Source organism: uncultured Streptomyces sp. (assembly GCF_947488945.1).
Lineage (GTDB): Bacteria > Actinomycetota > Actinomycetes > Streptomycetales > Streptomycetaceae > Streptomyces.
The window spans coordinates 412,425-428,172 of record NZ_CANLBS010000001.1; the positions used below are offsets into that span (position 1 = coordinate 412,425).

General features: G+C 72.2%; 17 protein-coding genes. 5 read left to right on the plus strand and 12 right to left on the minus strand.

The genetic code is table 11. From position 1 onward, the window contains the following. Positions 1 to 62 precede the first annotated feature (62 nt). Complete coding sequence (locus tag Q0994_RS01735; RefSeq protein WP_299527875.1) at positions 63 to 971, plus strand: hypothetical protein; 909 nt, start codon at positions 63 to 65, stop codon at positions 969 to 971. 46 nt (positions 972 to 1,017) lie between these two features. On the opposite strand, the gene Q0994_RS01740 is transcribed toward Q0994_RS01735, so the two are convergent. Beyond that, a complete protein-coding gene (locus tag Q0994_RS01740; RefSeq protein WP_299527877.1) occupies positions 1,018 to 1,770 on the minus strand; it encodes an MBL fold metallo-hydrolase in 753 nt (250 codons plus the stop codon). A 204-nt stretch (positions 1,771 to 1,974) separates the two neighbouring features. On the opposite strand from Q0994_RS01740, the gene Q0994_RS01745 reads away from it, so the two are divergent. Continuing rightward, a complete protein-coding gene (locus Q0994_RS01745) occupies positions 1,975 to 2,478 on the plus strand; it encodes a type II toxin-antitoxin system PemK/MazF family toxin (RefSeq protein WP_299527879.1) in 504 nt (167 codons plus the stop codon). 67 nt (positions 2,479 to 2,545) lie between these two features. On the opposite strand, the gene Q0994_RS01750 is transcribed toward Q0994_RS01745, so the two are convergent. The 7 genes from Q0994_RS01750 to clpS form a co-directional block, all read right to left on the minus strand. Next, positions 2,546 to 3,496 carry a PLP-dependent cysteine synthase family protein gene (locus Q0994_RS01750; protein WP_299527881.1) on the minus strand — a complete coding sequence of 317 codons (951 nt, stop codon included), beginning with the start codon at positions 3,494 to 3,496 and terminating at the stop codon, positions 2,546 to 2,548. Next, the gene (locus tag Q0994_RS01755) at positions 3,496 to 3,774 is read right to left on the minus strand and encodes a MoaD/ThiS family protein (RefSeq protein WP_299527883.1); all 279 of its coding nucleotides are present in this window, start codon (positions 3,772 to 3,774) and stop codon (positions 3,496 to 3,498) included. Before Q0994_RS01755 ends, Q0994_RS01750 begins: the two co-directional genes overlap by 1 nt. Positions 3,775 to 3,904: 130 nt before the next feature. Then, positions 3,905 to 4,006: a putative leader peptide gene (locus Q0994_RS34100; RefSeq protein ID WP_363325521.1), complete on the minus strand. Its 102-nt coding sequence runs from the start codon at positions 4,004 to 4,006 to the stop codon at positions 3,905 to 3,907. A gap of 125 nt (positions 4,007 to 4,131) precedes the next feature. Further along, positions 4,132 to 4,554, minus strand: a complete 423-nt coding sequence (locus tag Q0994_RS01760; RefSeq protein ID WP_299527885.1) for a M67 family metallopeptidase — start codon at positions 4,552 to 4,554, stop codon at positions 4,132 to 4,134. Between the two features lie 156 nt (positions 4,555 to 4,710). Continuing rightward, complete coding sequence (locus Q0994_RS01765) at positions 4,711 to 6,141, minus strand: amino acid permease (RefSeq protein ID WP_299527887.1); 1,431 nt, start codon at positions 6,139 to 6,141, stop codon at positions 4,711 to 4,713. Between the two features lie 325 nt (positions 6,142 to 6,466). Beyond that, positions 6,467 to 7,051, minus strand: a complete 585-nt coding sequence (locus Q0994_RS01770; RefSeq protein WP_299527889.1) for a DUF2017 domain-containing protein — start codon at positions 7,049 to 7,051, stop codon at positions 6,467 to 6,469. An 81-nt stretch (positions 7,052 to 7,132) separates the two neighbouring features. Next, positions 7,133 to 7,447: an ATP-dependent Clp protease adapter ClpS gene (gene clpS / locus Q0994_RS01775; protein ID WP_299527891.1), complete on the minus strand. Its 315-nt coding sequence runs from the start codon at positions 7,445 to 7,447 to the stop codon at positions 7,133 to 7,135. 80 nt (positions 7,448 to 7,527) lie between these two features. Between clpS and Q0994_RS01780 the strand changes: the two genes are divergently transcribed. Continuing rightward, positions 7,528 to 8,856 carry a nicotinate phosphoribosyltransferase gene (locus Q0994_RS01780; protein ID WP_299527893.1) on the plus strand — a complete coding sequence of 443 codons (1,329 nt, stop codon included), beginning with the start codon at positions 7,528 to 7,530 and terminating at the stop codon, positions 8,854 to 8,856. Between the two features lie 113 nt (positions 8,857 to 8,969). Next, on the plus strand, positions 8,970 to 9,557 hold the full coding sequence (locus Q0994_RS01785) for an isochorismatase family protein (RefSeq protein WP_299527895.1): 588 nt from the start codon (positions 8,970 to 8,972) through the stop codon (positions 9,555 to 9,557). A 101-nt stretch (positions 9,558 to 9,658) separates the two neighbouring features. On the opposite strand, the gene Q0994_RS01790 is transcribed toward Q0994_RS01785, so the two are convergent. Both Q0994_RS01790 and Q0994_RS01795 read right to left on the minus strand, forming a co-directional pair. Beyond that, on the minus strand, positions 9,659 to 10,003 hold the full coding sequence (locus Q0994_RS01790; protein ID WP_299527897.1) for a hypothetical protein: 345 nt from the start codon (positions 10,001 to 10,003) through the stop codon (positions 9,659 to 9,661). A 122-nt stretch (positions 10,004 to 10,125) separates the two neighbouring features. Further along, positions 10,126 to 12,522, minus strand: coding sequence for an immune inhibitor A domain-containing protein (locus Q0994_RS01795; RefSeq protein ID WP_299527899.1), 2,397 nt, complete (start codon positions 12,520 to 12,522; stop codon positions 10,126 to 10,128). A gap of 368 nt (positions 12,523 to 12,890) precedes the next feature. Here Q0994_RS01795 and Q0994_RS01800 point away from each other — a divergent pair, with 368 nt between their 5' ends. Beyond that, a complete protein-coding gene (locus Q0994_RS01800; protein WP_299527901.1) occupies positions 12,891 to 13,190 on the plus strand; it encodes a hypothetical protein in 300 nt (99 codons plus the stop codon). 25 nt (positions 13,191 to 13,215) lie between these two features. Here the strand turns inward: Q0994_RS01800 and Q0994_RS01805 are convergent, their stop codons facing one another. Then, a complete protein-coding gene (locus tag Q0994_RS01805; protein ID WP_299527903.1) occupies positions 13,216 to 13,926 on the minus strand; it encodes an RDD family protein in 711 nt (236 codons plus the stop codon). Between the two features lie 165 nt (positions 13,927 to 14,091). Further along, positions 14,092 to 15,699 carry an RDD family protein gene (locus Q0994_RS01810; protein WP_299527905.1) on the minus strand — a complete coding sequence of 536 codons (1,608 nt, stop codon included), beginning with the start codon at positions 15,697 to 15,699 and terminating at the stop codon, positions 14,092 to 14,094. Between the last annotated feature and the right edge of the window lie 49 nt (positions 15,700 to 15,748).

The window sequence follows — 15,748 nt, forward strand, 5'->3', positions numbered from 1 at the left end:
ACCCCGCCGCCGCCACGGACCACAAACGGTCGCTATGCGCCGTTTCGCCCTAGTCTCGTTCCATGACCTCTTCGGCCCCGCGCATCCTGGACCTCGACCGTGAGCAGCTCGCCGCCCTCCGGGGTCGTGAGCTCACCGCCGCCGTGGCGGCCGCCGAAGGGCGGACCGTGGTCGGGGAGGTGTTCGCGGAGCGGGCCGCCCTGTCGGCGTATCCCGGCGCGGGGGGTGTGCACAACGCCGAGGTGGTGGCGGCGTTCGGAGCGGACATCATCGTGCTGAACATGATCGAGCGGGCCTGGGACGGGGAGCGGCTGACCCTGCCGGGGCTCGGGGTGTTCACGTCGATCGCCGACCTGGCGGCGGTCCTCGGGCGGCCGGTCGGGGTCAATCTGGAGCCCGGCGACGTGCCGGAGGTGCGGCGGGCGGAGCCCGAGTACGCCGGACGGCTGATCGACATGGGAGCGGCGATGCTCTGCCTCACCGCCAATCCGGGCACCGGCGGCTCCTACGAAGGGCTGGCGCGGGTCACCGAAGAGCTGCGGCGCGGACTCGGTGACGACGTCGCGCTGTGGACCGGCAAGATGCACCACGCGGGCCACCCGGAGCGGATCACGGTGGGCCGGCTGACGGCGCTGGTGGACGCGGGGGCGGACGGGGTCGTGCTGCCGCTGCCCGGGACCCTGCCGGGGGTGACCCGGGAGCTGGCGGCCGAGGCGGTGGCGGCGGTGCAGGACGCGGGGGCCGTGGTGATGGGGGCCATCGGCACCAGCCAGGAGGGGGCCCACGCGAACGTGGTGCCGCAACTGGCGCTGACCGCCAAGGAGATCGGGGTGGACGCCCATCACTTCGGGGACTCGTTCATCCCGGGGATGTGCGATCCGGAACTGCTGTACGCGTACTCGGTGGCGATCCGGGGCCGCCGTCACACCTGGAACCGCATGGCGCTCGGCGGCCGGGGCCGCCGCGCCTGACCCGCGGGCGGTGCCCCCGCCCGGTCCGGGCGGGCCCGCCGGGGCGTCAGATCTCGTACACCGCGCCGGGGACGGCGAGTTCGACCGGTCCGTCGTAGACCTCGCGGGCGTCCAGGACGTTGCGCTCGGCGTCGGTCCACGGCGGGATGTGGGTGAGGACCAGCCGTCCGGCCTTGGCGCGGGCGGCGCACTCGCCGGCTTCGCGCCCGTTGAGGTGCAGGTCGGGGATGTCCTCGCGGCCGTGGACGAACGATGCTTCGCAGAGGAACAGGTCGGAGCCCTCGGCGAGTTCGTCCAGCGCCTCGCAGACCCCGGTGTCGCCCGAGTACGTCAGGGCGCGCCCTTGGTGCTCGACGCGGATACCGAACGTCTCGACCGGGTGGCGCAGCTTCTCCGTGCGGACGGAGAAGGGACCGATCTCGAACGATCCCGGCTTCAGCGTGTGGAAGTCGAAGACCTCGCTCATCGCGTGCTCGGAGGGCGTGTCGGCGTGCGCGGTGGTGAGCCGCTGCTCGGTGCCCTCGGGGCCGTACACCGGGAGGGAGGCGGGCCGGCCGCCCTCGTTCGGGTAGTAGCGCACGACGAAGTACGCGCACATGTCGATGCAGTGGTCGGCGTGCAGGTGGCTGAGGAAGATGGCGTCGAGGTCGTAGAGACCGACGTGGCGCTGCAGCTCTCCGAGGGCGCCGTTGCCCATGTCGAGGAGCAGCCGGAAGCCGTCGGCCTCTACGAGGTAGCTCGAGCATGCCGAACCCGCGGACGGGAACGAGCCGGAGCAGCCGACGACGGTGAGCTTCATGGAGCGTGAACCTCCGGGGCGCGGGAACGGGGAGGGTTCGATCGGTCCGTCGAGCGTAAGGCGCGAAACTCCAGGTCGCTCCTCCGTGGCCTGCCGTTGTGGGGGAACTCACCTGTGACGTCACCGGTTCGATGGAAGGCCCCGCCCGCCGCCGGTGGGCGGGGGCCTCTCCCGGTACGGACGGGCCGCCGGTACCGTCGGGGGATGGAAACGTACTGGTGGGCGGCGCTGGCCGTGCTGGTCCTGCTCGCGCTCGTGGTCTCGGTGGTGGACGGGCGGGGCCGGCTGGGACCGCGGCGCGGGAACCGCGGGAGCGGCGCGCGGCGGCCGGGGGGATCGGTCCGGCCCCCGGGCCGGCCGGGCGGGCCGAAACCGGGCCGCAAGGGCGGGGGCGGCAAGGGGCGGCCGCCGGCGCCGGGCGAGATCTGGTGGGCCGACGTGCCCTACGAGGACGGGCCCGGCTCGAAGGACCGGCCGTGCCTGGTCCTGTCGGTGCGGGGCGGCAGCGCGGTGGTCGCCAAGATCACCAGCAAGCACCACGAGGAGCGGCCCGGCGTGATCGCGCTGCCCGCCGGGACGGTGGGCGACGCCCACGACCGGCAGAGCTACCTGGAGACGGACGAACTGCGGGACGTGGAGCTGGGCTCGTTCCGGCGCAGGGTCGGTGTGCTGGACCGCGCGGTGTGGGAGCGGGTCCGGGAGGCGTGAGCGCGGCGGCGGCTCCGGCGCCGGGGGCGTACGCGTGTACGCCCCGGTGCCGGAGCCGGGCGGCGGTTCAGGCCCAGAGCTGGCCGTGCAGCGTCTCGATGGCCGCTTCGGTCGTCGGGGCGGTGTAGACGCCCGTGGACAGGTACTTCCAGCCGCCGTCGGCGACGACGAAGACGATGTCGGCGCTCTCCCCCGCCGTGACGGCCTTGCGGCCGACGCCGATCGCCGCGTGGAGCGCGGCTCCGGTGGAGACGCCCGCGAAGATGCCTTCCTGCTGGAGGAGTTCGCGGGTCCGGGTCACCGCGTCGGCGGAGCCGACGGAGAACCGGGTGGTGAGGACCGAGGCGTCGTACAGCTCGGGGACGAAGCCCTCGTCGAGGTTGCGGAGGCCGTAGACGATGTCGTCGTAGCGGGGTTCGGCCGCGACGATCTTGACGTCCGGCTTGTTCTCGCGCAGGTAGCGGCCGACGCCCATCAGGGTGCCGGTGGTGCCGAGGCCCGCGACGAAGTGCGTGACGGACGGCAGGTCGGCGAGGATCTCGGGACCGGTGCCGGCGTAGTGGGCGCCCGCGTTGTCCGGGTTCCCGTACTGGTAGAGCATCACCCAGTCGGGGTGCTCCGCGGAGAGTTCCTTCGCGACCTTGACGGCGGTGTTGGAGCCGCCGGCGGCCGGGGAGGAGACGATCTCCGCGCCCCACATGGCGAGCAGGTCGCGGCGCTCCTGCGAGGTGTTCTCCGGCATGACGCAGACGATCCGGTAGCCCTTGAGCTTGGCCGCCATCGCGAGCGAGATGCCGGTGTTGCCGCTGGTGGGCTCCAGGATCGTGCAGCCGGGCTTGAGCCGGCCGTCCTTCTCGGCCTGTTCGACCATGTGGAGCGCGGGGCGGTCCTTGATCGAGCCGGTGGGGTTGCGGTCCTCCAGCTTGGCCCAGATGCGGACGTCGTCGGACGGGGACAGCCGCGGGAGGCGGACCAGGGGCGTGTTGCCCACGGCCGCCAGCGGGGAGTCGTACCGCATCAGCGCATGCCGCCGGCGACGGCCGGGAGGATGGTGACGTTGTCGCCGTCGGTGAGCTTGGTGGTGATGCCGTCGAGGAAGCGGACGTCCTCGTCGTTGAGGTAGACGTTCACGAAGCGGCGGAGCTGGTCGCCGTCGACGATCCGCTCGCGGATGCCGGTGTGGCGGCTGTCCAGGTCGGTGAACAGCTCGGCGAGGGTCTCCCCGTTGCCTTCGACCGCCTTGGCACCGTCGGTGTACGTGCGGAGGATGGTCGGGATGCGGACCTCGATGGCCATGGCGTGGGCTCCTGTCGGAAGCGGGAGGTGGCAGGGGCGCGCGATAACTGCCCCCGCGCGGGGTGGGACGTGGGGAGGGCTCGGGGCCGCGGTGTCGGCGGGGATGCGCCGCACGGCTCACGGGCAGGCGTCAGCCGGGACAGATCGCGCTGGAGAGCCTGCACAGGTCGACGTGCAGCCGCGCGACGAGCAGCGTGCCCGGCGTCTTCTCGCTCACGTCATGGGGAACCATGCGCTCATCGTATCGATTCCCCCTCCGGAAACCCGAGAGCGATGTCACATGGTGGACGGAGACCGCTCACCATGTGGACAGCCGGGTGCGGGTGCACCCTCCCCGCCCCCGCGGGGCGACCGGGCTCAGTACGCCTCGACGACCGTGACGTCTTCCTCGGTGACTTCGCCCTCCACGATCCGGTACGAGCGGAACTGGAAGGGGCCCGCCTCGTCGGTGTCGGCCGTGGAGACCAGGACGTAGTGGGCGCCGGGCTCGTTGGCGTACGTGACGTCGGTGCGGGAGGGGTACGCCTCGGTCGCGGTGTGCGAGTGGTAGACGATCACCGGTTCCTCGTCGCGGTCGTCCAGGTCGCGGTAGAGCTTGAGCAGGTCGGCGGAGTCGAACTCGTAGAACGTGGGCGAGCGCGCGGCGTTGAGCATCGGCACGAAGCGCTCGGGGCGGTCGGTCCCGGCCGGACCCGCGACCACGCCGCACGCCTCGTCGGGGTGGTCGGCGCGGGCGTGCGCCACGATCTTGTCGTACAGGTCCTGGGTGAGGGTCAGCATGGCGCCAGGATAAGCAGGCGGGCCCCCGCGCGGCCGAGGCGGTCGCACGGGGGCCCGCAGGGTGGGACGACGGGGCCGTTGGGGCGGCCGGTCGCCCGCGGGGACGGCGGCCGCGGGCCGGTCCGGGCGGACCGGGCTCCGCGCCGCCGCGGCCGGTCAGCGCTTGGCGAAGGCGGCGTTGTCGGGGTTGCGCGCCTTGAGCACCAGGTAGGAGACGCCGAGGAGCAGCGCCCACAACGGTGCGCAGTAGAGCGAGATGCGGGCGTCCTCGTCGATGCCCATCATGACGATGACCATGCCGATGAAGGCGAGCGCGAAGACGCTGGTGTACGGGGCGCCGGGGGCCCGGAACGAGGAGCCGGGGAGTTCGCCCCGGTCGGCGCGGGCCCGGTAGCGGAGCTGGCAGACCAGGATCATGATCCAGGCCCACATGCCGGAGATGGTCGCGAAGGAGACGACGTAGTTGAACGCCTCGCCGGGCCACTGGTAGTTGATCCAGACGCCGACCATCATCAGCGCCGCCGAGAAGGTGGTGCCGACGAGCGGGGTGCCGCTCCTGGTCAGCCGGGTGAAGAACGCCGGGCCCTGGCCGTTGAGGGCGAGGTCGCGGAGCATGCGCCCGGTGGAGTACATGCCGGAGTTGCAGGAGGACAGGGCGGCGGTGAGGACGACGAAGTTCACGATGCCCGCGCCGACGCCGAGGCCCATCTTCTGGAACGCGGCGACGAACGGTGAGACGCCGGGCTGGAACTCGGTCCACGGCACCACGGACAGGATCATGATCAGGGCGCCGACGTAGAAGACGGCGATGCGCCACGGCACGGTGTTGATGGCCTTGGGGAGCACGGTCTTCGGGTCCTTGGACTCGCCCGCGGTGACGCCGACCAGCTCGACGGCGAGGAAGGCGAACATCACGATCTGCAGCGTCATCAGCGTGCCGCCGATGCCCTTGGGGAAGAAGCCGCCCTCCGACCAGAGGTGGGTCACCGAGGCGGTGTCGCCGGCGTCGGAGAAGCCGAGGGTGAGGATGCCGGCGCAGATGAGGATCATGCCGACGATGGCCGTCACCTTGACCATCGAGAACCAGAACTCCAGCTCCCCGAAGAGCTTCACGGAGATGAGGTTCACGCCGTACAGAATGATGGTGAAGACCAGCGCGGAAACCCATTGGGGAATGTCGAACCAATAGGTCATGTACTGCGCTGCGGCGGTGACTTCGGTGATTCCGGTGACCACCCAGAAGAGCCAGTAGGTCCACCCGGTGACGAATCCGGCGAAGGGCCCGATGAATTCACGGGCGTACTCCGAGAAGGAGCCCGACACCGGTCGGTACATGAGGAGTTCACCGAGTGCCCGCATGATGAAGAAGATGACCAGGCCCGCGATGGCATAGGCCAGGATCAGGCTCGGTCCCGCTTTGGCGATGGCCTTGCCGGCCCCCAGGAAGAGCCCGGTGCCGATGGCGCCGCCGATGGCGATCATCTGGATCTGGCGGGCTCCCAGGCCACGCTGGTAACCCTCGCCGCCGTGCTCGGCAGACTCGGACCCGCGGCCCGCCTGCCCGTTGTCGACCTGCGCCGATGTCATGGTGGTGCGCCTTTCTCCACGCCGATCCGCGCCCTCGCGGGCTGCGGACCAGGTCCTGATCCCCCCGGATATGGATGGAGTGCCGTCGGCGTTCGGCCGACTCGTCGCGCCGCGGGGGCAAGGGTGGCGCCCCCGGCGGTCGAGAAGATTTACCACGCATGCCCGAAACCCCTGCCCGCCAATCTGTGGCACACACCACAGGAAAAAGCGGACAAGGGTTTCCGGAAGACGCAAAGAAGACCGTACGGGTGACGGGATCGTTATTCGGATTTGAGCGTGGGTTGAGCGTTCCGCACCGACCGGGCGGCGGGCTCCGCGGCTCCCCTTACGGCATCATCGTTTCGACCAGGGTTTCCTGGAGGCCGCCGAGCCACAGGTAGGCCATCACCATGGGTTTGCGCGGATCGGTGTCCGGGAGGCGGTAGAGGGGGCTTTCCTCGCCCTCTTCCTCCTCGGACACCTCCAGCCGGGCGCCGATGGTGAGGCGGAGGTCGTTGAGCGCGCCGAGCCAGTGCCGGCTGTCCTCGGTGTCCAGCGCCAGCACCGCGCCGCCGTCCGGGCCGGGCCGGACGGCGTCCAGGGTCCGCACGACGACCAGGGCGTCCTCGCGCTTGCGGGCCCGCAGGTCCAGCTCGGTGAAACGGCGGAACTCCGCCGACGCCTCCCGCGCCTCCTTGTCCTCGTCCCCGTACGCCTGCGGGAAGAGGCGGGCCAGCGCGGCGTCGGCGGGCGGCTCGCTGGGGCCCTCGGCGAAGAGGGCGGCGAGCGGGTCCTCGCCGTCGGCCGGCTCGTCGCCGGGTCCGATGAGTTCCAGGAGCTGGACGGCGAGCGAGCGCAGGATCGAGATCTCGACCTCGTCGAGCGCGACGGCCGCGCCGCCGCCGGGGGTGGCCTGGAAGGGGCCGGCCATGGAGTCTCCGATGGTGGGTCGGGCGGGCGGACCGTGCGGTCCGGGAAGGTCGGTGCGGGCCCGGGGCTGCCGGGCCCGGTTTCACTTGTCCTGGGTGAGGGTGGCCCACAGGCCGTAGCCGTGCATGGCCTGGACGTCGCGTTCCATCTCCTCGCGGCTGCCGCTGGAGACCACCGCGCGGCCCTTGCGGTGCACGTCGAGCATGAGCTGGTGGGCCTTGTCCTTGGAGTAGCCGAAGTACGTCTGGAAGACGTACGACACGTAGCTCATCAGGTTCACGGGGTCGTTGTGGACCAGCGTCACCCAGGGGACGTCGGGGTCGGGGACGACGAAGGTCTCCTCGGCCGATTCGGGACGTTCGATCTCTACGGGGGCAGCGGCGCTCACCCGTCCCATGCTGCCACCCGGCCGGGCCTCCCGCACAAACGGACCCCACATCTCGTCACTTTGACGAAATAGGGGGTAGCATCCCTGGCATGAACTCAGCGGACCTGGGTCGACGGGTCGGAGTGCCCTCGACCGCACTCTTCACCGACCAGTACGAACTCACGATGGTGCAGGCCGCACTGAAGGCCGGCACCGCCGACCGCCGGTCGGTCTTCGAGGCGTTCACCCGCCGACTGCCCGAGGGCCGCCGCTACGGCGTGCTCGCCGGCACGGGGCGCGTGCTCGACGCGGTGGAGAACTTCCACTTCGACGACGAGATGATCGCCTTCCTGCGGCAGCGGAAGGTCGTGGACGAGCCGACGCTCGCATGGCTCGCCGGCTTCCGCTTCACCGGCGACATCTGGGGCTACCCGGAGGGCGAGGTCTACTTCCCCGGCTCCCCGGTCATGCGGGTGGAGGGCTCCTTCGCCGAGTGCGTGCTGCTGGAGACCGTGATCCTGTCGATCCTCAACCACGACTCGGCGATCGCGGCGGCCGCCTCGCGGATGTCGGCGGCGGCCGGCGGGCGCGGCCTGATCGAGATGGGCGCGCGCCGCACCCACGAGCTGTCGGCGGTGGCCTCGGCCCGCGCCGCCTACGTGGGCGGCTTCGACACCACTTCCGACCTGGCGGCGGGCTTCCGCTACAACATCCCGACCGTGGGCACCAGCGCGCACGCCTTCACCCTGCTCCACGACACCGAGCGGGACGCCTTCCAGGCCCAGGTCGACTCGCTGGGCCGCGGCACCACGCTGCTGGTCGACACCTACGACGTCGCCGAGGCGGTCCGCACGGCGGTCGAGGTGGCCGGGCCCGAGCTGGGCGCGGTCCGCATCGACTCCGGCGACCTGCTGCTGGTCGCGCACCGGGTACGCCAGCAGCTCGACGAGCTGGGCGCGCGCGACACCAGGATCGTGGTGACCTCGGACCTGGACGAGTACGCCATCGCCTCGCTGGCCGCCGCACCGGTCGACGCGTACGGCGTGGGCACCCAGCTGGTCACCGGCAGCGGGCAGCCGACCTGCTCGATGGTCTACAAGCTGGTGGCTCGGGCCGGTTCCGCCGACCCCGGCGAGGCCCTGCTGCCGGTCGCCAAGAAGTCGCTCGGCGCGAAGTCCTCGCTTGGCGGACGCAAGTGGGCGGCCCGCCGCCCGGACGCCCAGGGCGTCGCCGAGGCCGAGGTCATCGGCACCGGACCGGTGCCGGCGGAGCTGGCCGCGCACCAGCTCCAGGTGGAGCTGGTGCGCGGCGGCGAGGTCGTGGCCCGGGAGCCGCTGGAGGCGGCCCGGACCCGGCACATCGCGGCGCGCGCGGGGCTGCCGATGTCCGCGATGCAGCTCTCCAAGGGCGAAGCGGTGATCCCGACCGAATACGTGTGACGGGGACGGGGCCCTGCGGTTCCCGCGGCCCCCTCCCCCCGTCGCTCCCGAGTCCCTAGGCTCGGTACCGACCCCACCGAGCCTCCACCGACCCCCACCGAAGGACACCCGCCATGCACCGCGCCTTGATCGTCGTGGACGTCCAGAACGACTTCTGCGAGGGCGGCAGCCTCGCGGTGGCGGGCGGCGCCGACGTCGCCGCCGCCATCACCGACCTGATCGGCGAGGCCCCGGCCGGCTACCGGCACGTGGTGGCCACCCGCGACCACCACATCGACCCGGGCGACCACTTCTCCGAGAACCCGGACTTCGAGCACTCCTGGCCCCGGCACTGCGTCGCCGGGACCGAGGGCGTCGGCTTCCACCCGAACTTCGCGCCCGCGGTCGCCTCCGGCGCGATCGACGCGGTCTTCGACAAGGGGGCGTACGCCGCCGCCTACAGCGGATTCGAGGGGCAGGACGAGAACGGCGTCGGCCTCGCCCAGTGGCTGCGGGATCGTTCCGTCACCGAGGTCGACGTGGTCGGCATCGCCACCGACCACTGCGTCCGGGCCACCGCGCTGGACGCCGCCACCGCCGGTTTTACCACCCACGTGCTGCTCGGCCTGACAGCCGGCGTCGCCGCCCCGACCACCGCCCGCGCCCTGGACGAGCTGCGCGCCGCCGGCGTGAAGCTCACGGGCGAGCCGGCGGTCGGCTGACCCCCTCCGGGATCCGGGGCGCCCGGCCCCGGTGACCTGGCGGCCCGGGCCGCCACGCGGCCCTCGGGACGGCACGCGGCCCTCGGGCCGGCGCGGCCTTCTCAGGCCGCCGGGCGGGCCGGGCCCGCGTGCCCGGCCGGGCCGAGGAGGGCCCGGATCGGGTGCCAGAGCTCCTGGGCCGCCTGCGGGGCGGCCCGCCACAGGATGCCGTCCGGGTGGTGCAGCACCGCCGTGATCTCGTCCGGGGTGGGCGGCTGGGCGTTGCCGCGCAGGTAGACGGCGCGCAGCCCCAGGTTGCGCAGCCGGGTCAGGGCCCTGGCCCGGTTCGCCGCGTGCACCAGCACCCGCACGGGCGCCCCGGGGCCCGTGGTGTCCGCCGGGCGGGTGAGGGTGAGGGCCACCACCACCGTGCCGTTCGGCAATCTGCAGAAACCTCCGCCTGCCATCTTCCGCGCTCCCCCGTGAGACGTCGTGTCAATAAGGATCGGACAGGACGCACCTAAACACGATCGGCCGCCGCCCGCTAGAGGGCGACGGCCGATCATGTTCTGACCTGCGGCGATGCGGACTACTTGGTCGAGGGACCGACCTTGACGGTCATCGTGGAGCCCGTGAGCGCCTCGTTGACGATGGTCAGGCGGGTGTTGGTGTCAGGAACCTTGACACTGCCCGTCGGGTTCTCCGCGTACCAGTAGGTGCCCTTGCGGTCGTCGAAGACCGGGACGCCCAGGGACGGCTTGATCTTCAGCGGGACGTCCGCGTTGTGCAGCGTGAAGCCCTGGTTCGGGTACCAGCTGAACGGCGCGTCGAAGGGCTGGATCTTGTTGCGGAGCAGCGTGCCGTTGGCCCACTTCAGCGGCTTCGCGTGCGAGTCCACCGGCAGGATCAGGCCCTGGCCCGGGTGGGCGGAGGTGTTGTTGTCGGCCTGGGAGGTGTCCCAGAGCCAGACCAGCAGGCCGTTCTGGTAGGAGTAGTGCTCCACCCAGTCGGGACGCGAGGCCGAGAAGCCGAAGTTGTACGGGCCGACCTTCAGGGTCTCGTCGTACGACACGTACTGGCGGTTCTCGGCGATGTAGAACTGCGGGTAGTCGTTGGTGAACGACTCACCGATGCGCGAGAAGCCCTTCGACGTCCAGCCGTTGTCGTCGCCCTCGGCGTCGTCCGAGAAGATCACGGCGCCGTCGGCGGAGAGGGTGAGGGCATCGGCCGTGAAGCCCTTGCCGGCCACGCCGCCGTCCGACTGGTAGCGGAAGCGGAGGTCGATCTTCTTGCCCGCGTAGGCGTCCAGCGGGTAGGAGAGCTTCTGGTACGCGCCCGAGACGTCGGTCAGCGCCGGCTTGTCGCTCGCGTCGCGCGGGAGCTCCTTGCCGTCGGCGGTGCCGTCGATCGCGGTCCAGCTCGCGCCGCCGTCCGTCGACACCTCGGTGTAGAGGTAGTCGTACTCGGCCTCGATGTCGTACCAGCCCGACAGGTCGAGCGAGGCGGACGTCTTGCCGGTCAGGTCGACCGAACGGGTCAGCGTGTTCGACAGGTTGTCGCCGCTGCCGCTCCACCACTGCTTGGCGCCCTGGGCGGGCGCGACGACGGTGGTGGTGACTTCCTTGTCGGGAAGGTCGACGACCAGCGCCTGCTTGTCCTTGGTGTTGTACTCCGACACGCCCAGCTTGACGGTGGAGTCGGTGGCGGCCTTCGCCTCGGCGTAGTTCAGCCAGCCGAGCTGCAGCTTGTCCCACGCGGTCATGTCGCCGGGGGTGTCGCCGATCTCGCCCTGGCCGCGGCCGAGCCAGGAGCCCGCCGACATCAGGGACCAGAAGCCGACCGAGTTCTCGCCGCCGTCGGTGTCGTAGAGGTCCGGCAGACCGAGGTCGTGGGCGTACTCGTGGGCGAAGACGCCGAGGCCGCCGTTCTCGGGCTGCACGGTGTAGTCGCCGACCCAGATGCCGGTGTCGCCGATCTGCGCGCCGCCAGCCTTGTTGGCGCCGGGGCCGGTGGCGCCGGCGTTGGTGCCGTAGGCGTACCAGCGGTGCGCCCAGATGGCGTTCGCGCCCTGGACGCCGCCGCCCGCGGACTCGTCCTCGCCGGCGTGGACCATCTGGAAGTGGTCGATGTAGCCGTCGGACTCGTTGAAGTTGCCGTCGCCGTCGAAGTCGTAACGGTCCCACTGGTCGTACTCGGCGAGGTCGGCCTTGATCTCGTCGAGCGTGCTGCCCTTGGCCTTCTGGTCGGCGACCCAGGCGTTGACGCCGTCGCGGACCGCGTCCCAGACGCTGGCGCAGCTGCTGGCCCCGCAGTAGTTGGAGCCGTAACGCGCCTCGTTGTAAGGGATCTTGACCCAGTCGGAGACCTCGCCGTCGACCGAGTAGCGGCCGGAGGACGTCTTCTCGTAGTACTTCTTCAGCGAGTTGGACGAGGCGCTGGTGCCGAAGTACAGCTCCTGGAAGTGCGCCTGGTTGTAGTCGGCCTGCCAGGCGGTGCTGTTGTCCTTCTCCGGGTCCGGCTGCGCGATCTCATTGTGCGCGGGACCGGGCGTGCCGCCGAACTTGACCACCGGGGGCTTGGGCCCGCTGCCGTCCGGGTCGTACATCGTGCTGTTGTCGACCTGGTCGCCGAACTCCACCAGGATGGTGAAGATCTTGTCGGTCTTCTCGCGGCCGAGCTCGACGTACTTCTTGTCGCCGAGCTTGACGACCTTGGAGCCACCCTTGGTGGTCACCTTCTTGTCGCCGGCCAGCACCTGCTCCAGTGCGGCCTGTCGCTCGTCCGCCTGCTGCTCGCTGAACGGGCCTTCGAGATCGTGGTCCTGCCCCTTCACCGAAACCGGGTCGCGGCTGTCGGAGATGGAGGTGGTGGCTGCCGGTGCCCGGTCCGCGGCCTGCGCGACGAAGAACGTCGACGCCGTGGCGGCGCCGGCGGCCAGGGCCACCACGACGGCCGTGGCCCGAAGGGCGCTTCTCTTAGTGGTCACTTGATGTAGTTCCTCCCCGGCGTTCGCGTCCGCGGCCGACGGGGTGACGAAGGGCCGCGCGCGATAACGCGTCACAAGTGACGACATTCGATCGGAGTTGCGCGAGAAAAGACAGACCTTGACTTGTGCCGGTCAACTGCACTATGCAGGAGTTCATTTCCGGTATCCGAACGTTCACCGATGGACACCCGGCGCGCTGTCCCGTCCAGTCGGTGGACACGTGAATCCGTGCGCCCCCCGTGCCTCCGCGCCGTGGCCCGGGTCACGGTTGACGCCGCCGTGTACGGGCATCCACCGACGTAGAGTCGTGCACCGCGCGACCGCGCCGAGAGACTGTCCCTGCCGACGCCCCGAGGACGGATTCCGCCATGCCGCGACCGACTGCCGCACAGTTCGCCTACGGTTCGGCCACCGTCGTCATCACGACCGTCGCCCTGCTGCTGCTCACCGGGACCGAGGCCCTCGCCGGGGTCGCCGCCGTCTGCCTCGCGGGACTGGCGCTCGGGCTGCTGGTCGCCGCGGCCGTGCCCGCCACCGGCCGGACCGGGCCGGAGCGGCCCGCCGGGGGCCCGCGCACCGGCGCGACCCGCGCCACCGTCGCGGCGCCCCGCCCGCGCCGCGCCGAACGGACGGACGAGCGGGTCGGCGGTCACTCCTCGCGCCGCTGAGCCACCGCCCGCGCCCGCCCGCACCTCATCGCGCACTGACCACGACGGTCTTCGCCGCCTTGTCCTGGAGCCCCTGGCGGTAGGGCTTGTCGGTGAACATCATGACGATGTTGATCAGCCACCACAGGCACGGGCAGCAGAGCAGCGCCGGAAGCCAGAGCACGGCCGCGCGCATCAGCGCGGAGCCGGTGTCCGGCACCCGCCCGTCGTTCAGCATCGCGACCCGCAGCTTGAGCAGCCGCTTGCCGGGGGTCCGGCCGTCCTTGTGGGTGAAGTAGGTGTCGTACCCGACGTAGCAGACGAGCCCGATCAGCGTCCACAGGAGCTGGTGGCCGCCGCCGTAGGTGCCGGTGACCGCGTTGCTGACGTCGGTGTCGCCGTTGTCCGAGGTGACGTCCACGGCCCCGCCGAAGGGCAGCGAGATCAGGTACAGCGGGATCGAGATGATGAGGAAGTCGATCAGCCGCGCCAGGATGCGCTTGCCGGGCTCCGCCAGCGGCGGCATGCCCGCCAGCGGGTCCGCCCCGCCGTAGGCGCCGCCACCGTAGGGACCGGGGTCGTACGGCGGGGGCGGTGCGCCGTCCCCTCCTCCGCCGTACGGGGAACCCGGCGGGGGCTGGTGGCCGCTCCCGCCGCCGTACGGGGAGCCCGACGACGGCGGGGGGTCCTGCGGCTTCTTGAGGAACGGATCGTCGTCCTCGGGCGGCTGGCCGGGCGTCGGCTGGTCGTTGCTCATGGGGGCAGTGCACCCCGGCCCATCCGGTCCCGCAACGGCTCAGGTGCTTTCGAGGGACCCCGGGCGACGCACCGTCAGCCCGTGGGACCAACCGGGCCCCCGTCGAGGCGACGGCCCGTCAGCAGACGGAGCGTCACCCGCAGGCCCGCTCTCGGCCGGCGGCCGTCACCCCGCCACGTACGTCCGGGCCGCCTTGTCGTGCCAGCACTGGCGCCACGGGCGGTCGAACAGGCACCAGAGCACGTTGACCACGCCGACGGCCAGCAGGCTCAGCACCCCGTAGACCAGCCAGCGGCGCAGGGCGTCGCCGAACGACGGAGCGTCCTGCGACTCGATGTCGCGCACCTGCAGGCCGAACAGCTTCTTGCCGAGGGTGCGCCCCCACCGGGCGGTGGGCAGCGCCTCCACGAGGAGGCCGATGACGAGGAAGGCGGCCAGCACGCCGGCGAAGAGCCAGACGGTGGTCGAGTCCACCAGGTAGACGGTGACGGTCCGTCCGGAGAGTCTCGCCGCCTCGACCTTGGCGTCGATGTGGTCGAGGGCGGCGGTGATCAGCGGGTAGCCCGCCGCTCCGGCGAGCGCGCCGAGCACCACCGAGTCGACGATCCGGGCGGCGAGCCGCTTGCCGAGACCGGCGGGGCGCCCGGCGCTCCGCTCCCGGACCATCCGCTGGAACAGGTCGTCGGCCGGCGGCGGCTTCCACGGGGCCACCGGCTCCGCGCTCTCCGCCCCGCCCTGCGCCCAGGACGCCGCGGAGCCGCCGGGCCCCTGCGGGCGGCGCGGGCCGGGCGCGGGCTGCGGTGCGAGGGCTTGCGGAGCGGGGGCGGGCGGCTGCGGGGCCGGGGCGGTCCGCTGCGGCACGGGCGCCGGCGCGAGCTGGGGACCGGACGGGGCGTACGCGCCGTGGGCGGGGCCGCGGTAGGGCGCGGCGGGCTGCGGGGATCCGGTCCGCCGGCCCACCACCGGGGGCTGCGGGTCCTGCCCGCGCGGGTCCTGCCCCGGGACGCCGCCGCGGCCGACCGGACGCATCGTCATGGTGCCCTCGGCCGGCGGCAGGCCGGTGTCGCGGGGCGGGGGCGTACGGCCGCCGGGGCGCACGGCCCGCATGGTGACGGTTCCGTCGGTCGGCGGGGCGTCGCCGGCGGGCCGGTCGGCGCGGAGCGTCACGGTGTTCTCCGGGGCCGGCTGCCCGTCGGTCGCGGGGCCGGGGCCCAGCGCGGGCCGGTCCTGCGCGGCGGGGAGTTCGGCGCGCCGCTCCTGGCCGGCCGGGAGCGCCGCGGGTCCGGCGGGGGCGTCGTACGGTCCGGGGGCCGCGGTGCCCCGGGGGTCGACGGGGCGGGCCGGGACGGGGGCGTGGTGGTCGGCGCCGGCGGGGGCGGACTGTCCGGGCACCTGCGGCCCGCCGCCCCAGGAGACCCGGCGGTCGCGGTCGTTGCCGAAGCCGGTCTGCCGCGCGGTGTCGGCCTGCCAGGCCGAGGCGGGCTCGGGCCGGGCCGTGGCGTCGCCCGCGGGCAGCGGCTCCGGGCCGTGGGCGGCGGGCCGGCGCTGCGACCGGGCGGCCTCCTCCGCCTCGTCCTCCTCGTCGAAGAAAACCGGCCCGGTCTCCTCCAGCGGTGCTTCCTGACGGCCGGGCCCCGGGTCGGGGGCGGGGCGGCTGGTGCCGGGGACCCAGGAAGCGCCGTTCCAGTACCGGACGTATCCGGGGATGGACGGGTCGGGGTAGTAGCCCTCGCGGGGGCTTTCGTCACCGGGTGCCGGGGTTGGCGCGCTCATCACCGTGGTCCCGTATCTCTTCGTCGCCGCATACAAGGGTCCACATCTA